Source organism: Frankia sp. R82 (genome assembly GCF_023716925.1).
Taxonomy (GTDB): domain Bacteria; phylum Actinomycetota; class Actinomycetes; order Frankiales; family Frankiaceae; genus Frankia.
The window spans coordinates 25,948-41,550 of record NZ_JAMQQG010000032.1 but is presented as its reverse complement, the minus strand read 5'-3'; the positions used below and the strand labels follow the sequence as shown (position 1 = coordinate 41,550).

Annotated in this window: 13 protein-coding genes; 4 read left to right on the top strand and 9 right to left on the bottom strand. The window is 73.1% G+C overall.

From position 1 onward, the window contains the following. On the bottom strand, positions 1-475 hold a 475-nt coding region (locus tag ND747_RS08975), incomplete at its 3' end, for a Nif3-like dinuclear metal center hexameric protein (protein ID WP_251733027.1). 194 nt (positions 476-669) lie between these two features. On the opposite strand from ND747_RS08975, the gene ND747_RS08970 reads away from it, so the two are divergent. Together ND747_RS08970 and ND747_RS08965 are read left to right on the top strand one after the other, a co-directional pair. Further along, entirely contained in the window at positions 670-930 is a 261-nt protein-coding gene (locus ND747_RS08970) for a hypothetical protein (protein ID WP_251733026.1), read from the top strand. Positions 931-1,168: 238 nt separating this feature from the next. Continuing rightward, positions 1,169-3,535, top strand: coding sequence for a hypothetical protein (locus ND747_RS08965; RefSeq protein WP_251733025.1), 2,367 nt, complete (start codon positions 1,169-1,171; stop codon positions 3,533-3,535). Between the two features lie 298 nt (positions 3,536-3,833). On the opposite strand, the gene ND747_RS08960 is transcribed toward ND747_RS08965, so the two are convergent. Next, complete coding sequence (locus ND747_RS08960) at positions 3,834-4,424, bottom strand: hypothetical protein (RefSeq protein ID WP_251733024.1); 591 nt, start codon at positions 4,422-4,424, stop codon at positions 3,834-3,836. A gap of 354 nt (positions 4,425-4,778) precedes the next feature. Here ND747_RS08960 and ND747_RS08955 point away from each other — a divergent pair, with 354 nt between their 5' ends. Continuing rightward, positions 4,779-5,453, top strand: a complete 675-nt coding sequence (locus ND747_RS08955; RefSeq protein ID WP_251733023.1) for an LON peptidase substrate-binding domain-containing protein — start codon at positions 4,779-4,781, stop codon at positions 5,451-5,453. Here the strand turns inward: ND747_RS08955 and ND747_RS08950 are convergent. From ND747_RS08950 to lspA, 7 genes are all read right to left on the bottom strand, one after another. After that, positions 5,401-6,084, bottom strand: a complete 684-nt coding sequence (locus tag ND747_RS08950; protein ID WP_251733022.1) for a hypothetical protein — start codon at positions 6,082-6,084, stop codon at positions 5,401-5,403. The two genes, ND747_RS08955 and ND747_RS08950, sit on opposite strands and share 53 nt — an antisense overlap. Positions 6,085-6,212: 128 nt before the next feature. Further along, on the bottom strand, positions 6,213-6,977 hold the full coding sequence (locus ND747_RS08945; protein WP_251733030.1) for an ABC transporter permease: 765 nt from the start codon (positions 6,975-6,977) through the stop codon (positions 6,213-6,215). 244 nt (positions 6,978-7,221) lie between these two features. Beyond that, positions 7,222-8,184 carry an ABC transporter ATP-binding protein gene (locus ND747_RS08940; protein ID WP_251733021.1) on the bottom strand — a complete coding sequence of 321 codons (963 nt, stop codon included), beginning with the start codon at positions 8,182-8,184 and terminating at the stop codon, positions 7,222-7,224. A gap of 89 nt (positions 8,185-8,273) precedes the next feature. Next, a complete protein-coding gene (locus tag ND747_RS08935) occupies positions 8,274-8,918 on the bottom strand; it encodes a DUF6308 family protein (RefSeq protein WP_251733020.1) in 645 nt (214 codons plus the stop codon). A 149-nt stretch (positions 8,919-9,067) separates the two neighbouring features. Continuing rightward, complete coding sequence (locus ND747_RS08930) at positions 9,068-10,102, bottom strand: hypothetical protein (protein WP_251733019.1); 1,035 nt, start codon at positions 10,100-10,102, stop codon at positions 9,068-9,070. Further along, a complete protein-coding gene (locus ND747_RS08925) occupies positions 10,099-11,037 on the bottom strand; it encodes an RluA family pseudouridine synthase (RefSeq protein ID WP_251733018.1) in 939 nt (312 codons plus the stop codon). Before ND747_RS08925 ends, ND747_RS08930 begins: the two co-directional genes overlap by 4 nt. Further along, positions 11,034-11,708, bottom strand: coding sequence for a signal peptidase II (lspA, locus tag ND747_RS08920; protein ID WP_374216192.1), 675 nt, complete (start codon positions 11,706-11,708; stop codon positions 11,034-11,036). Before lspA ends, ND747_RS08925 begins: the two co-directional genes overlap by 4 nt. A 506-nt stretch (positions 11,709-12,214) precedes the next feature. Here lspA and ileS point away from each other — a divergent pair. Further along, complete coding sequence (gene ileS, locus ND747_RS08915; protein ID WP_251733016.1) at positions 12,215-15,472, top strand: isoleucine--tRNA ligase; 3,258 nt, start codon at positions 12,215-12,217, stop codon at positions 15,470-15,472. Positions 15,473-15,603 lie beyond the last annotated feature (131 nt).

Sequence of the window (15,603 nt, the reverse complement as noted above, 5' to 3'; positions counted from 1 at the left end):
CCGCCGGACCGGGATCGCCGCCGTCCGCGGCCGCCCCCGCCGCACCGGCTTCGGCCGCAGCCCAAGCCTCGGCGGCATGGAGGGGTTCCAGCGGGCGGACGTCGCGCAGGCCGAAGGCGGCGGCGAGCGCGTCGCTCACGCCGGGCGCGGCGACATCGGCGTTGGTGTGCGCGGTGAACAGGGCCACCCCGGCGCGCACCAGTGTCGCGACCACCCGACCGCCGGGGGACGTCTCGGCCACCCCGTGCACGCCGCGCAGGAACAGGGGATGGTGGGTGATCAGCAAACTGGCCGAGCGGGCCGCCTCGGCGGCCACCTCCGAGGTCGGGTCGACCGCGAACAGCACCGACTCCACCGGTGCGTCCGGGTTGCCGACCACGAGGCCGACCGCGTCCCACGACGCCGCCCAGCTCGGCGGGTAGACGCCCTCCAACACCGCGACGCAGTCACGGACCGTTGCCGTCCCATCGTTCATCGAAAGAACCCTACCCGTACCGTCGCAGCCGTCTGCCATGCGGTCACGCTGGCCGCGCCGATGTCGAGACGACTCCAACACGATGCAGAGTCGAGGTCGAGGCGGCGCGCGCCACGACCGGCTTCCCCCGTAACGTCACGGATGGCAACAGACCCGCACAGGTGCGGGCGGCCACAACGAAGGGGTACCTGACCATGGCGGACGTGTCGGTGCGGTTCCAGGTGGCGGGTGACTCGGAGATCGTGCTGAACCTCGGAACGACCGAAGCGGTCCGGCTGGTCGAGGCCATCATGCGCAAGGTCGCCGAAGCCGTGGGCGGCCCCGCGATGGGTAACCCGGCGCTGGGAAACCCCGGGATGAACAACCCGGGGGTGGGCAACGCGCAGCGTTCGGCCGTCGGCCAGGCCTGGCCGGAGATGCCGCAGTCAGGTGTCGGACTGCCGCCCAACCGGTAGGCCATCCCGGGCGCATCTGCCACGCGGGCCAGGTGCGCCAGCCACGGAGGCCAGGTAGGCCCACAGCCGCCGGGGGCCCGACGGCACACCACAGGCCGACGGCACACCACAGGCCGACGGCACATCGCGGGCTGATCGGCCACGGAAAGCGGCCGCTTCCACCAAAGGCCGACACAACGGCCACCCAGCGCGATACAACTCCGCACAGCCATTCCCACCGAAAGGACAATGATCACGCATGGCGGGGGACGTACCGGTCGACGAGCGCGCGCTGATCATTCCGTTCGATCCCGACAGCACCGGGGTCCTGCGCGCGGCGGCGAGTCCCGACCAGGCAGGGCGGGCGGCGACCACGCCGACCACGATCATCCCGACCGCCGCGTCGGCCGCCGGCAGCACCTTCGGCGCCGGCGGTGACCCGGCCGGGGCGACTCCCGCGTCCCCTCGCGGCGAGCGGACCCTGCACCACTACGGACGAGTCCAGGTACTCGGCCGGCCGCGGGATCCCGACGCCACGGGACGGCCGGCGCCCGCGCAGCAGCAGCCCGGCGTGCGCGGACTCGCCGCGCTGGTACCTCCCGCGGACGGCAGCGTCGTGTCGACGACGGGGGTCTCCCCCGGTCTGAGCCGCGCCGAGACGCTCGGCCTGGACGCCTTCCGGCTGCGGGCGAGCTCGGCCTACCGCCAGCTCAAAGCCGACCGCCCCCGCGACGGCCATGCCTGGGACATGGACCGACCCTGCACCGACGTCCCGCCCCCGCGGACGTCGCCGCCACGCATCGCGCCACCGCAGGCGGCACCCTCCCCCACCGCGACCCTGCCGACGACCATCGCCCCCGGCGGCGCCGCGTCCACGGCTGGCACGTCGGCGGGCACGCCGTCCGCGGGGGCCGCGACCGGTGGCAGCACCACCGGTGGTGCGACGGTGCGGGCGACGTCGTCGAACGGCGCGGTCGCCGACGGCAGCACGAACGGCCAGGTGGTCCCGTCCGGCGCCGCGAGCGCGCCGACCAGCACGAAGCTTGAGGGTTCGGTCGCCGTCGGGCTCATCCTCGTCGAAGGGCCCACCCCCGACCTGCAGTTCACCGCCGCCGAACGGACCAAGGTCGTCGCCGAGGTACAGAACGGCCTGTCCTGGTACGCCACCACGAACCCGGCAGCGGACCTGACCTTCCACTACGACATCCAGATCGTGCGCCTGTCGGTCGCGGCCAACCCGAACGCGACCGACCTCGAGGCACTGTGGCGCGATCCGACGATGGACCGCCTCGGCCACCAGCCCACCTTCGACGGCGTCTACGACTACGTCGACGCCCTGCGCAGCCGGCTGCAGACCGCCTGGGCGTACTGCGCGTTCTTCACCAAGTATCCGGTGGGCTACTTCGCGTACTCGTCCGTCGGCGGACCGCGCATCGTCATGTCGTACGCGAACGACGGCTGGGGCCCCGACAACATCGACCGGGTGTTCACCCACGAGACCGGACACATCTTCGGCGCCCCCGACGAGTACGGCGGCGCCGGCTGCGACTGCGGCGGCGAATGGGGTGCCTTCCACGCCCCCAACGGCAACTGCGACAGCTGCGCTCCCGCACCGGTCGACTGCCTGATGCGCTCCAACAGCTTCGCGCTGTGCCGCTACACCCCCAGCCAGCTCGGCTGGGGACACGGCGTGGCCGGCAACCCCGTGCTCATCCAGTCGAAGGGCCTGGGCCGGACCGGCAACTTCGAGGTCCTCGTCCCGTCGGTGTTCTCCGGGCTCACCCACGTCTGGCGCGACAACGACGTCAACACCTACCCGTGGCGCGACCCGTGGCAGACCGCCCAGTCCCTGGGTCCCATCGACGCGGTGACCATGGTGCAGAGCACGCTGGCCACCCCCGGGCCGCTGGAGGTCGTCGTCCGCGTCGGTGACGCCCTGCAGTTCCTGTGGCGGGAAAGCAGCGGCATGTTCGCCTGGCACGCCCCCACCCCGCTCGCCGCCGGCCAGGCCGTGGGCGGGGTGCCGTCGCTGGTGCAGAGCCGGCTGGGCAGCAAGGGCAACTTCGAACTGCTCGTGCCCGCCGCGGACGTCGGCCTCGTCCACCTGTGGCGCAACCACGACGTGTACGGCTACCCGTGGAGCAGCCCCGCCCGCTTCGGCGCCAACCTCGGCAAGGTCGATGCGGTCAGCCTCATCCACGGCACCCTCGGCGGCGGCGCCGGCCTGCTCGAGGCCGTCGTCCGGGTCGGCACCCGACTCGTCCACCTCACCCGGGACAGCACCGCCGTGTGGCGCACCGGCCCGACCTTCGGCGAAAACGTCGCCGGCAACCCTGCGCTCATCCAGAGTTCGTTTCCCGGCGGCGCCCGCAACTTCGAGGTCGTCGTGCCCGCCGCCAGCGGCGGCCTGATCCACTACTACCGCAACAACAGCGCGTCCACCCCGTTCTGGAGCGGCCCCCGCCCCTTCGCCCCGTCCCTCGGCAAGGTCGACGCGGTCAGTCTGATCCAGAGCAACTTCGACGGCCATCTGGAGGTCCTCGCCCGCGTCGGCGACGAACTCCACATGGTCTGGCGCTCGTCGGGCCCCACCGCCACCTGGTCGACCCCCCGCCGCGTCTTCTGACACCTCCCGGACTACCGCACGCATCTGTTTTCACACGGATGGCGACTGCCCCACCCTTCAGGTAACACCGAGTTCTAACCACGTTCCACATGTGGAGGGTTGTTCGGGAAATACGGGCCCGTTTCCCGAACAACCCTCCACATTCCATGATCACACGCCATCTCCGTGACCATTCCGGCCGCGAACTCTGCCTCTGAGCGACAGTCCGCCCCGATGGACCCCCACCCTGACCGGCCGCTCCCGCCCACCATCACGCCCCATACCCGCGGCCGACAGGTGTCGCCGACGAGCGGCGCCCCTAGTCAGCAGAAGGAGGGCTACGCCGGGGGTCGGGGGGTGAGAAGCCGGGGGCGTCCCAGACCTGGCCGTCGGACGGACCGCGGGGCTTGTCCCTGTGACGGGCAAGCCAGCCGTCGACGAACAGCGACTCGGCCGGGCTGAACGCTGCACGCAGATCCGGTGGCACCGCGTCGACGCACACCGCACGTACCCCCGGCAGCGCGGCCACCTCCCCGGCGCGGGACGCCGGCGCCGCCAGCAGCACGAGCCGCGGTGGGAACGTCGAGGTGACCTGCCCGAACCCGGTCACATCCGCCGGGCCGGACGCGGAACCCTCGGACGGGACGCCGGACGCGGCGCCCTCGAGCACAGGGCCGGACCGGACGCCGGACACGGTGCGTTCGGACGCCGGATCTTCGGACCCGATGTCACAGGTGCCGTCGGCGGAGCCGGCCCGGGCGGGGGTGTCGTCGGGGGACGTCCCGTCCAGACCGGTGGTGGCGGGTGGGGCGTCCGAGCCTGGGTCGTCCGGTTGGGCCAGGTCGTCCGGTTGGGCCAGGTCGTCCGGTTGGGCCAGGATGACGAGTAGTTCCGCTTCGGTTCCCCACACCGCCCCATTGTCCGGCCCGCGATGGCCGATGTCCCGGGTACCGACGCGACTTTCCGGTGCCCCTCCCCTGGCCGGGCCACCAGCCGACGCACGGCCCACCACCCGCCCGGAGCACCGACCGGACCGCCCACCGAGCCACCGACCGAGCCCCACCCATCGCCCGGGTGGGCCACCCCGGTCGGTGGTCGACGGCGGCCGGGGCGGTCGCGGGACGACTGCCGGCGGCGGATGGGCGGCGGATCGGGGAGAATCACAGAGCCCGCTGCATGGACACCACGCCCGTCACGGGACAAGGTTGGAGAAAGGCTCGGCCGTGGACCGGTGCAGGGCGCCGGAGGGGGGAGAGCACCGGCGATGAGCACCAGACTGCCGTTGTTCCCGCTGGGAACTGTCCTGCTGCCGGGGCTGGTGCTGCCGTTGGAGATCTTCGAGGAACGGTATCGGACGCTGGTGCGCGAGCTGCTCGCCCAGCCCGACGATCATGCCCGTCATTTCGGGGTGGTGGCGATCCGGCGGGGGCGCGAGGTGGGTCCGACGCTGCCAGCGCTGCACCAGATCGGGTGCACGGCGGTGCTGCGGCGCGTCCAGGAGCATCCGGACGGGCGGTTTTCGCTGCTGACGGTCGGCGGACGGCGGTTTCGCATCGACGAGGTCGACCAGCAGGGTGCGCCGTACCTGCTCGGCGAGGTGGAGTTCCTGCCGGACGAGGTGGGTGACGCCGAGGCGGCGCGGGAGGCTGTGGCGCCGGTGCAGCGACTGATGCGGACCTACGCCGAGCGGCTCGCCGCTACCGGCACGGTGCAGATCTCGTTGCCGGATCTGCCCGACGATCCGATCGCGCTGTCCTATGTGGTGGCCGCGGCCGCGGTGACCGACCTGTCCGAACGCCAGGGGCTGCTGGCCCAGGCGGATGCGGCCCAGCGGCTGCGCGCCGAGCGGGCGCTGCTGCACCGCGAGGTCGGGCTGCTGGGGACGATCACGACGATCGGGTCGAGCGAGCTGCGCCGCGTCGACCCCAGCCCGAACTGACCCCGAGGGACCCGAGCCACAGCCCGATCCCGAACACCATCAGCGCGGTCACCGGCAGCACCAGGTAGAGGCCGTGCGCGCGGACCCGCACGTCCACCAGGTCGACCAGCACCGAGGACGCGTTCGCCGGCAGCCCGTGCAGGGCGCCCGGCGAGCGGCGCAGATGACCGATCCAGCCGGCGACGAGTGCCCCGCCGGCCCCGCCGACAGCAAGCCCCAGTGGCACCGGCCAGCCGGCGTCGCGGGCCCGCCACAGCGCCACCGCGCCGCCGATCACTCCGGCGACGAGGCAGATGAGCCCGAAGCGCGCATCAATGTCGCTCTGTACCGCGAACGCCGACTCGTTGCCGGCCAGTGCCCCGTCCAGGTTCAGTTTCGGGGCCGCGACCGCCCACAGCAGACCGAGTGGGAAACCCACGACGGCCATCGCCACCGCGCAGATCAGACCGGCGAGATACCCTGCCCGCCCGGGCGAGGCGAGGGGCGCCAGCGAGCCCGTGCGCCCCGGCAGGCCGTGCCACGCGGGCGGCGCCGACGGTTCCACCGCACTGGCCGAGACCTGCTCGGACTCGGATGATCTTTCCCTCACGTCGCCCCGCTCCGCCACCAGGTGCCCGCTCGGCGGTCTCATCGCGGGCACCCCCCACCGACCGCCTCCGACACCTGACCCTATCGTGCCGGTGCGCACGCCCCGGCCGACCAGATCGGGCCAGATCGGCTCGGCTCGGCTCGGGTCGGGTCGGGTCGGGTCGGCTCGGGTCAGGAGGTGCCGACGCGGCGCAGGGCGAGCACGGCGACGACGAGGGCCCCGACACCGACGGCGGCGCAGACAGCGAGGTCGACGAGCACCGTCATCCAGTGGACGTTGCGCTGGAAGGCGGCGGACAGCGCGTCGACGGCGTAGGTGCTGGGCAGGGCGTCGCGGGCCAGCTGACCGACCTCAGGCAGCCGGTCGGCGGGGATGACCCCGAGGAACAGCACGATGCTCATGCCGAGCTGGCCGGCGATCGTCGCGAGCTCCGGTTTGGGGGCGAGCAGGCCGACGGCCGCACCGAGCCCCGACAGGCACACCCCGGCCAGCAGCACGACCGGCGCGAGCAGCCACAGCCCGGACAGCGACAGTCCGTACAGCAGGCTGCCGAACACGGCGGTGACCAGCGTGCCGGGCGCGGCGAAGGTGGCGTAGGACGCGGCGGTGCCGAGCACCACCGCCGCCGGCGGGATGGGCAGGGTCAGGTAGTAGTCCAGGGCGCCGGCGGCGCGCAGGGCGCCGAACCGCTGGGCCAGCAGGTTCAACGCGACGAACGCGACGACGAGCACGGTGGACCCGGCGACGACCTGCCCGGCGGCGTTGGCATCGCCGACGTCCAGGATGCCGCGCAGCAGCACCAGGATGCCGATCGACTGGAACGACGCCACGAACAACAGCGGGATCCGCCCGACCTTCGACCGGGCCAGCTGCCCGCGGTAGACCGCGCCGAACGCCGTCCCGAAGCCGGTGGCCGCCGGGATCCGCGGCGGCATCAGCCCTTCGGGCCCGGCGGACGGTGCCGATCCGCGGGGCTGCTCAAGCGGCCCGGACGGCTCGGCCGGCACCCGGGTGAACTCCGGCGCGGCCAGGCCGGGCAGGTTCGCCCCGGGAGTGCCGCGAACGGCGCCGAGCGCGTGGTCCCGGGCAGCGGTACCTGTGCTCGCCACGGCGTCGTGGGCGTCGGGAACAACGGTCATCGGGCCCACCTCTGCCGGGCCGGACGACAGGCAGGTTCGGTCACGTCCGCTCCAGGTCTCGGGACGCCCCGCCAAGGGTGAGATACACGTCCTCCAGGGACGGTGTGGCGAGGCTGAAGTCGTCCAGGGCGGCGAAGGCCGCGCCGGTGGTGAGCCGGCCGAGCGCCTCGCGGGCGGCGACGGGCGCCATCCGCACCGTCCAGCGGCGACCGCGGACGGTGGCGAGCCCGGCGAGCATGGCGATGGTCGGATCGTCGGCGGGCGGGTCGTACCGCCAGGCGAGGTCAAGCCGGACGTCGCCGGAGACGGACGCCTTGAGCTGCCCGGGCGTGTCACAGGCGATGACCCGCCCGGCCTCGAGGACCGCCACCCGGTCGAGCACCGACTCGGCCTCCAGAACGTTGTGCGTGATGAGCACGATGGTGGTACCGGTGGTGTCACGGCGGTGCTGCAGGGCCCCCCACACCGCCCGGCGGGCCACCGGGTCGAGGCCGGTGGTCGGCTCGTCGAGGATGAGCACCGGCCGGTCACCGACCAGGGCGGTGGCCACACAGGCCAGCCGCCGCTGCCCGCCGGACAGGCTGGAAAGCGGCCGGTGCGCCAGGTCGGCGAGGCCGAGCTCGTCGAGTACGGCGTCGCGCGCGGACCGGGCATCCGGGCGGGACAGCCCGCGCATCCGCGCCGTGGTGCTGACGGCCGTGGCCACCGGCAGTTCGGCCAGGGCCAGGTCAGCCTGCCCCAGATAGCCGGCCAGGCGGGCGGGCAGGTCCGGCGCGGCGCGCACGTCCCGGCCGAACATCGTGATGGTGCCGGCATCCGGGCGCAGCAGTCCCATCAGCTGGCGCACCAGGGTCGTCTTGCCCGCACCGTTGGGGCCGAGGACCCCGAACACCTCTGCCTGGCGCACGTCCAGGTCGATGCGGTCGTTCGCAAGGACGGAGTGCTCGCCCACCCCGTGTCGCCGGGTGAGCCCGCGGACGGCGTAGCTCAACACACCGCCCATTCTCGCAGCCGGTTCGGCGTGCGGGCCCACCCGGTCGCCGGGGAAGCCTCACACCGCGTGCAGCAGCCGCCGTCGCGCTGCGCTGCGCGTCAGACCGCGCTGCTCATCCAGACCACGATGTCGAGCATGCGCAGCGGGGTGACGGGCGGCCCGCCGTCGGGCACCAGGGCTGCGAGCCGGCGGAACTCCTCGGCGTTCTCCCGCAGGTCGTACTGCATGGCCCGGACGAGCAGGCCCATGTACTGCCGCCAGCTGCGCCCGTCCCGCGGTGAGGGCGGGATGCAGTCCTCGTGCTGGTAGAAGATCCGCACCTTGGAGTCGAACAACGGCACCAGCGCCGGCCGCTTGCGGTGCAGCACCTTGGCCAGCAGCGAACCCTTGACGTCCCGGTCGGAGACGTCGGGGTCGTCGAGCGGGTCGTAGAGGGCCGCGATCAGGTCGAGGGTCACCTCGTCGGCCTCGACGAGCTCGATGCCGGGCGGCAGCTTGTCCAGCGCGCGCTGCAGCAGGGGGAGCAGAGCGGTCAGGGTGTGCATCCGGTCGACGGCGACCTGCACGCCGAGCAGGCTCGGTGCCAGCAGGTCACCGGTGCACAGCAGATCGGGATCGTCGTTGGTGACCAGGCCGTCGTAGTAGGGATAGGCATAACGCAGTCCGCGCCGGCGGGGGCCCAGGTACTCGGCCAGCAGGCTTTCCGCGTCGAAGACCTCTCGGGTCCCTCTCGCCAGCTTCACCGATGGGCTCCTTGTCGTTGTCCGGAACCTAAACCATGTCCGCCGTCATCCTGCCCGGTCCCCACCGCGGCAGGAGCGTCGGGTTGCCTGCGGTTTGGCCGGGAGGCGACCGCGACCCGCGCCGATGATGCGGTACGCGACTGTGCCGGTCAGCGCCGATCCGGCGACAGTGGGACGAAGGTCACAGCTGGCGGACCGGTGTCGGGCGGCGCCGGGTCCACGACCCGGACCCGCGGGTCGGCGGCCAGCTGGGTGAGCCGTCCCGCCGGGGCGCGCACGACGACGGCGAACAGGCAGGCGCAACCGGCGCGCAGCTCGACCGCGGTCCGGTCGTCGCGTTCCTGGGCGTGTGCGTCGCCGGCCCGTCCGTCGGCCGCCGACCGGTCGGCGGCCTGGCTGGCGGCAGCGGCGAAGGCGGCCTGGACGTCGGCCACCGGATCTCGCACGGTGACCTGTTCGACCTCCCCGCCGACGCCGGCGGTGAAGAACGCCTGCACCACGCGGTAGCCCCCGACGACGTCGAGCAACGCACCGGGGGCGACCGGCGCGACCAGGCTGGCCACGGCGTAGAGGTCCGTGGCGGGGGCCGCGGCGGTCAGGGAGGCCAGGTTCTGCCGGCTCGCACCAAGGTAATCGGCGACCGTGTCATGGGCGCCGGGCCCGATCCGCACGGTCGGCGCCACCGCGGCGCTCCCCGGCCCGGAGACCGATGCCGCCGCCGACCCGCCCGACCGACTACCACCCGCCACGCCGCCACCGCTCAGGCCGCCGCCGGCCGAGCCACTGCCGGTCGAGACGCCGCCGGTCGAGACGAGGGTGGGGGCCCGGTCGCGGGCGCCCTGCACGATCGCCGCGACCGCGCTGACCACGATGAGGGTGACCACCCCGAGAACCACGATCCGCCCACCCCGACCGCCCGGCAGCGCGAGCCCGCCGGTCGACCCGTCCGCGCCCGTGACGCTGCCGGTGGTGCGCAGTCGGTCACCGATCTGGCGGACCCGCCGCGTCGGCGGGTCGACCGCGGCGCCGAGCCGGCGTGCGACGGCCGCGAGCAGCCGGTGGGCCCGGGGCATCATGGCGGCGTCCAGACGGTCGAGCGCGCCGAACATGCCCCGTCCACCGGTGTCGGTGGCCGTGCCCGCCAGCCCCGCCCGGGGTGGATGCGGCGCGGCGGCCTGCGTCACGACTGGTCCCGCAGCCGTTCCAACGCGTCGGCGAGGTCGGCGGGGTCGGGGCTGGTGAACGTGACCTGACCGCCGTGCCCGGGGTGCTCGAACGACAACGAGGCCGCGTGCAGCCACTGGCGGGCAAGCCCGAGCCGCTCGGCCAGAGTCGGGTCGGCGCCGTAGGTCAGGTCACCGACGCAGGGATGGCGTAACGCCGACAGGTGAACCCGGATCTGGTGGGTGCGGCCGGTCTCCAGGCGCACCGACAGCAGCGAGGCCGCCCGGAACGCCTCGACGAGGTCGTAGTGGGTGACGCTGGGCCGGCCGTCGGCGACCACCGCGAACAGGTTCGGCCGGCGGGGATGGCGGTCGATGGGGGCGTCGACCGTGCCACTCGAGGGGTCGGGGTGGCCCTGCACGACCGCCCGGTAGCGCTTGTCCACCTCCCGGTCCCGGAACGCCCGTTTGAGCAGGGTGTAGGCCCGCTCGCTCTTGGCGACGACCATGACACCGGTGGTACCGACGTCGAGGCGGTGCACCACGCCCTGGCGCTCCGCGGCACCCGAGGTGGACACACGGTAGCCCATCGCGGCCAGTGCGCCGATCACCGTCGGCCCGGTGAACCCGGGGGCCGGATGGGCGGCCACGCCGACCGGTTTGTCGATGACGACGATGTCGTCGTCATCGTGCAGGATGCCGAGCCCCGCGACCGGGGTCGGCTCCACGGTGACGGGTCGCGGCGGGGCCGGTAGGCACACCTCCAGCCACGATCCGCCGCGGACCCGGTCCGACCGGCCGCGGACCTGACCGTCGAGGCTGGCCTGGCCGTCCTCGACGAGGGTGGCGGCCGCCGCCCGGGACAGCCCGAACATCCGCGCGATCGCCGCATCGAGGCGAACGCCGTCCAGGCCGTCGGGCACGGGCAGGCTGCGCAGATCACCGTCGGTCCTCACCGCCCGGGCACCTGATGGTCGGATGTGGTCGCGCCGTCACTCGAAGCCGTGCCGTGGCCGGACGTCGGGTCGGGGCCGGACGTCGGGTCGGGGCCGGCCGCGGCAGCGGAGGGTTGGCTGTAACGGCTGCCGTCCAGGCCGATGCCGCGCAGCGACAGCAGTACCGCGAGCGCACCGCCGCAGACGATCGCCGAGTCGGCGACGTTGAAGATCGGCCAGTGGTGCAGGTGGACGAAGTCGACCACGTGGCCGCGCAGCGGCCCGGGAGCGCGGAAGATCCGGTCGGCCAGGTTGCCGACGGCGCCACCGAGCAGGGCGCCGAGCACCGCCGCCCACCCCGTCGAGCGCAGCCGACGGGCGGTGAAGACCACCACCCCGATCACCAGCAGGGCCACCAGGCTCAGCACCACGGTGGACCCACCGGCAATGCTGAAGGCGGCGCCGGAGTTACGGGTGAGCTCCAGGTCGAGCACGCCCGGGAGCAGCTCGACCGGCCCCCGGCCCGACAGTTTCGCCACCGCCAGGTGCTTGGTGCCCACGTCGAGCGCGAGCAGGGCGGCAGCGGTCGTGCCCAGGACGGCGACCGAACGCCGGGCCGCGCTCACCGCCGCCACACGGCCGGCGGCGGTGGCGGTGGCGGGCACACCGCGGCCGGCGGGATCTTCGGACACGCTACTCCCGATGCTTGTCGCCTCACCCATCGGATCCACTCTACGGGCCACCCAGCGGCTTACGATCGCCCGACGCCCCACGGATCGCGTGTGCGGGTCGACTAGACTTGGCCGGGCGCGACACGGCGTCGATGGGGACGAGTAGCGGCGGGTGCAGCCCGAGCGAGCCGGGGTTGGTGGAAGCCCGGTGGCCAGCACGTCTGCGAAGATCACCCCTGAGCTGCCGGCAGAACGGAACCCGCCCGGCGTGTCCTGGCGCCCTGGGCTCCTAGTAGATCCGGTCGTCGCGCGCGTGACGAGAGGCCGCCCGGCCTCCCGGGCCTTCCGGCGCCCGCCCCATGGCGGCCCCGGCCCCGGCCTCGGCTCTGGGCGTGCAAGGAGGGTGGTACCGCGGTACCTCCGGTTGTCCGCAGGGGCGTCCGGCGGCGTCGTCCCTCTGTTGGGCACTGACGCCAGCTGGGCACCGACGCCAGCGACCACGACCGAGGAAGACCGGGTCCGCCACGATGAACGACGCCCCACGCACCCCGACCTACGCGCCGCTGCCCGCGCAGGCGGACCTGCCCGCGCTCGAACGCGAGACGCTGGCCCGCTGGCGGGACACCAAGGTCTTCCACCGGTCGCTGTCGGCCAGCGCCGACCGGCCGCTGTGGATGTTCTACGAGGGCCCGCCGACCGCCAACGGCAAGCCCGGCGCCCACCACGTCGAGGCCCGGGTGTTCAAGGACATCTTCCCCCGGTACCGGACGATGAAGGGTTACCACGTCCCGCGCCGGGCCGGCTGGGACTGCCACGGCCTGCCGGTCGAGCTCGCCGTCGAGAAGGAACTCGGGTTCACCAGCAAGAACGACATCGAGGCGTACGGCATCGCCGAGTTCAACGCCCGCTGCCGCGAGTCGGTGCAGCGCCACGTCGACGAGTTCGCCGCGATGACCGAGCGGATGGGCTACTGGGTCGACCTCGACACCGCCTACCGCACCATGGACACCAGCTACATCGAGAGCGTCTGGTGGTCGCTGCAGCAGATCTTCGACAAGGGCCTGCTGGTCGAGGACTTCCGCGTCACCCCCTACTGCCCGCGGGACGAGACGCCGCTGTCCGACCACGAGGTCTCCCAGGGCTACGCCGACGTCGACGACCCGTCGGTGTACGTCCGCTTCCCCCTGGTCGCCGACTCGCTGGGCCTGACCGAGCGGGGCGCGGAACTGCTGGTGTGGACGACCACGCCGTGGACCCTCGTGTCGAACACGGCGGTCGCGGTGCATCCGGACGTCGAGTACGTGCTGGTCCGGGCCGGTGGCGGCGAGCTGTTCGTCGTCGCCGAGCCGCTGGTCGGCGCGGCCGTCGGTGAGGACGCGCAGATCCTCGAGCGCTTCACCGGACGCTCGCTTGCCGGCGCCCGCTACACCCGGCCGTTCGACCTGCTCGACGCCGCGCTGTTCGCCACCGGTACCGGCGTCCCGCACACGGTGGTGACCGCCGAGTACGTCACCACCACCGACGGCACCGGGCTCGTCCACCAGTCCCCCGCGTTCGGCGCCGAGGACCTCGCGGTCTGCCGGGCCGCCGGGCTGCCGGTGGTGAACCCGGTCGGCCGGGACGGGCGGTTCGTCGCCGACACGCCACTGGTCGGCGGCCTGTTCTTCAAGGACGCCGACGCGCCGCTGAGCGCCGATCTGCAGGCCCGCGGCCGGCTGTGGCGTGCCCTGACCTACACGCACAGCTACCCGCACTGCTGGCGCTGCCACACCCCGTTGATCTACTACCCGCTGCCGTCCTGGTACATCCGCACCACCGCGATCCACGACCGTCTCCTTGCCGAGAACGCGCGCACCGACTGGCACCCCGCGCGCATCCGCGACGGCCGCTACGGTGAGTGGCTACGTGGCAACGTCGACTGGGCGCTGTCGCGCAACCGCTACTGGGGCACCCCGCTGCCGATCTGGCGGTGCGAGGACGACCCGTCCCACCTGGTCTGCATCGGTTCACTCGCGGAACTGTCCGAGCTCACCGGACGTGACCTCGCCGGCCTGGACCCGCACCGCCCGTTCGTGGACGAGATCACGCTGGCGTGCCGCAGCTGCGGCGCGACCGCCCACCGGGTGCCCGAGGTGATCGACGTCTGGTACGACAGCGGTGCGATGCCGTTCGCCCAGTGGGGCGCCCCGCATCGCAACGGCGAGGAGTTCGCCCGGCACTACCCGGCGCAGTACATCTGCGAGGCGATCGACCAGACCCGTGGCTGGTTCTACACCCTGATGGCGATCGGGACGCTGGTCTTCGACCGTTCGTCCTATGAGACGGTGCTCTGCCTCGGTCTGCTGCTCGACGCCGAGGGTCGCAAGATGAGCAAACATGTCGGCAACGTCCTCGACCCGTTCGAGCTGTTCGACCGGCACGGCGCGGACGCGGTGCGCTGGCTGATGCTCGCCGGCGGCTCCCCCTGGTCCGACCGCCGGGTCGGCCACGAGGCGATCGAGGACATCGTCCGCCGGGTCCTGCTCACCTACTGGAACACCGCCTCCTTCTTCACCCTCTACGCCGGCGCCGCCGGTTGGTCTCCCACCACGACCGCCACCGGGGATGCTGCGGCGGGCACCGCGTCGACGCCACGGCACGTGCTGGACCGATGGGCGTTGTCCGAGCTCGCCGACACCGTCACCGAGGTGGACGAGGCGCTGGCCGCGTTCGACTCGCTGCGCGCCGGGCGGCGCATCGCCCGCTTCGTCGACGACCTGTCCAACTGGTACGTCCGCCGTTCCCGCCGGCGGTTCTGGGCCGGCGACCCGGACGCGCTGGACACCCTGCACACCTGCCTGAACGCGCTGACCCGGATCATGGCGCCGTTCACCCCGTTCCTCACCGACTGGCTGTGGGAGCACCTGTTCGCCGATGCCACCCCGGAAACGCCGGACTCGGTGCACCTCGCCGCCTGGCCCGAGCTGCCGTCCGGCCTGCACTCGGCCCAGCTGTCGGCGCAGATGGACCTGGTCCGCCGGATCGTCGAACTCGGCCGGGCGGCCCGGGCGTCCAGCGGGGTGCGCACCCGCCAGCCACTGCCGCGGGCCGTCGTCGGTGCTGCCGCGTTCGGCACTCTCACCGCCGAGCTGCACGCCCAGATCGCCGAGGAACTCAACGTGGCCACGGTGGAGGCGGCGACGTCCGACCTGGTCGACGTCACCGTCAAGCCCAACTTCCGTGCCCTCGGCCGGCGCTTCGGCAACCGCACCAAGACCGTGGCCGCCGCCATCGCCGCCGCCGGCACACCGGTCGACGGCCGGCTCACCCTCACCCTGGACGGTGAAACCCTCGAGCTGTCCGGCGACGATCTGATCATCACCGAGACACCCCGGCAGGGCTGGGCGGTCACCGCGGAGTCCGGCCTGTCCGTCGCGCTCGACCTGGAGATCACCCCCGAGCTGGCCCGCGCCGGCCTCGCCCGCGACGTCGTGCGCATCCTGCAGGATGCCCGCAAGGCCGCCGGCCTGGCGATCACCGACCGGATCGATGTCCGCTGGGCGGCCACCCTCCAGCCCACCGCGCTCGCCCTGCGCACCCACCGTCAAACGATTGCCGAAGAGATCCTTGCCGTCACCTTCACCGAAGGCGACCCCGCCGATCTCGCCACCACCGATCTCACCATCACCGAGGGCGTCGCCACCGACGTCAACGCCACCGACGTCAAGGGAGCCGTCACCGGCGCCGCAGGCGACCTGGGCCTGACCTTCACCCTCACCCGCGCAACCCCGCCGACGGCCGACTGACCTGCCCCTGCGCACCCCGGCACCCCATCGGCCGGGCGTCCCCGGGCGCCCGGCCGTAACGCCCCAGGTACAAGAGAAAACCTTCCATAGACCCCGGCGTTCTTCACGGGGTCCGGTGCCGTCCGTACACA

What these genes read in the sequence shown, in the direction of transcription:
- ND747_RS08970 (WP_251733026.1), top strand. Translation starts at nt 670, where the DNA reads ATGGCGGACGTGTCGGTGCGGTTCCAGGTGGCGGGTGACTCGGAGATC.
- ND747_RS08965 (WP_251733025.1), top strand. Translation starts at nt 1,169, where the DNA reads ATGGCGGGGGACGTACCGGTCGACGAGCGCGCGCTGATCATTCCGTTC.
- ND747_RS08955 (WP_251733023.1), top strand. Translation starts at nt 4,779, where the DNA reads ATGAGCACCAGACTGCCGTTGTTCCCGCTGGGAACTGTCCTGCTGCCG.
- ND747_RS08950 (WP_251733022.1), bottom strand. Translation starts at nt 6,084, where the DNA reads ATGAGACCGCCGAGCGGGCACCTGGTGGCGGAGCGGGGCGACGTGAGG.
- ND747_RS08945 (WP_251733030.1), bottom strand. Translation starts at nt 6,977, where the DNA reads ATGCCGCCGCGGATCCCGGCGGCCACCGGCTTCGGGACGGCGTTCGGC.
- ND747_RS08940 (WP_251733021.1), bottom strand. Translation starts at nt 8,184, where the DNA reads ATGGGCGGTGTGTTGAGCTACGCCGTCCGCGGGCTCACCCGGCGACAC.
- ileS (WP_251733016.1), top strand. Translation starts at nt 12,215, where the DNA reads ATGAACGACGCCCCACGCACCCCGACCTACGCGCCGCTGCCCGCGCAG.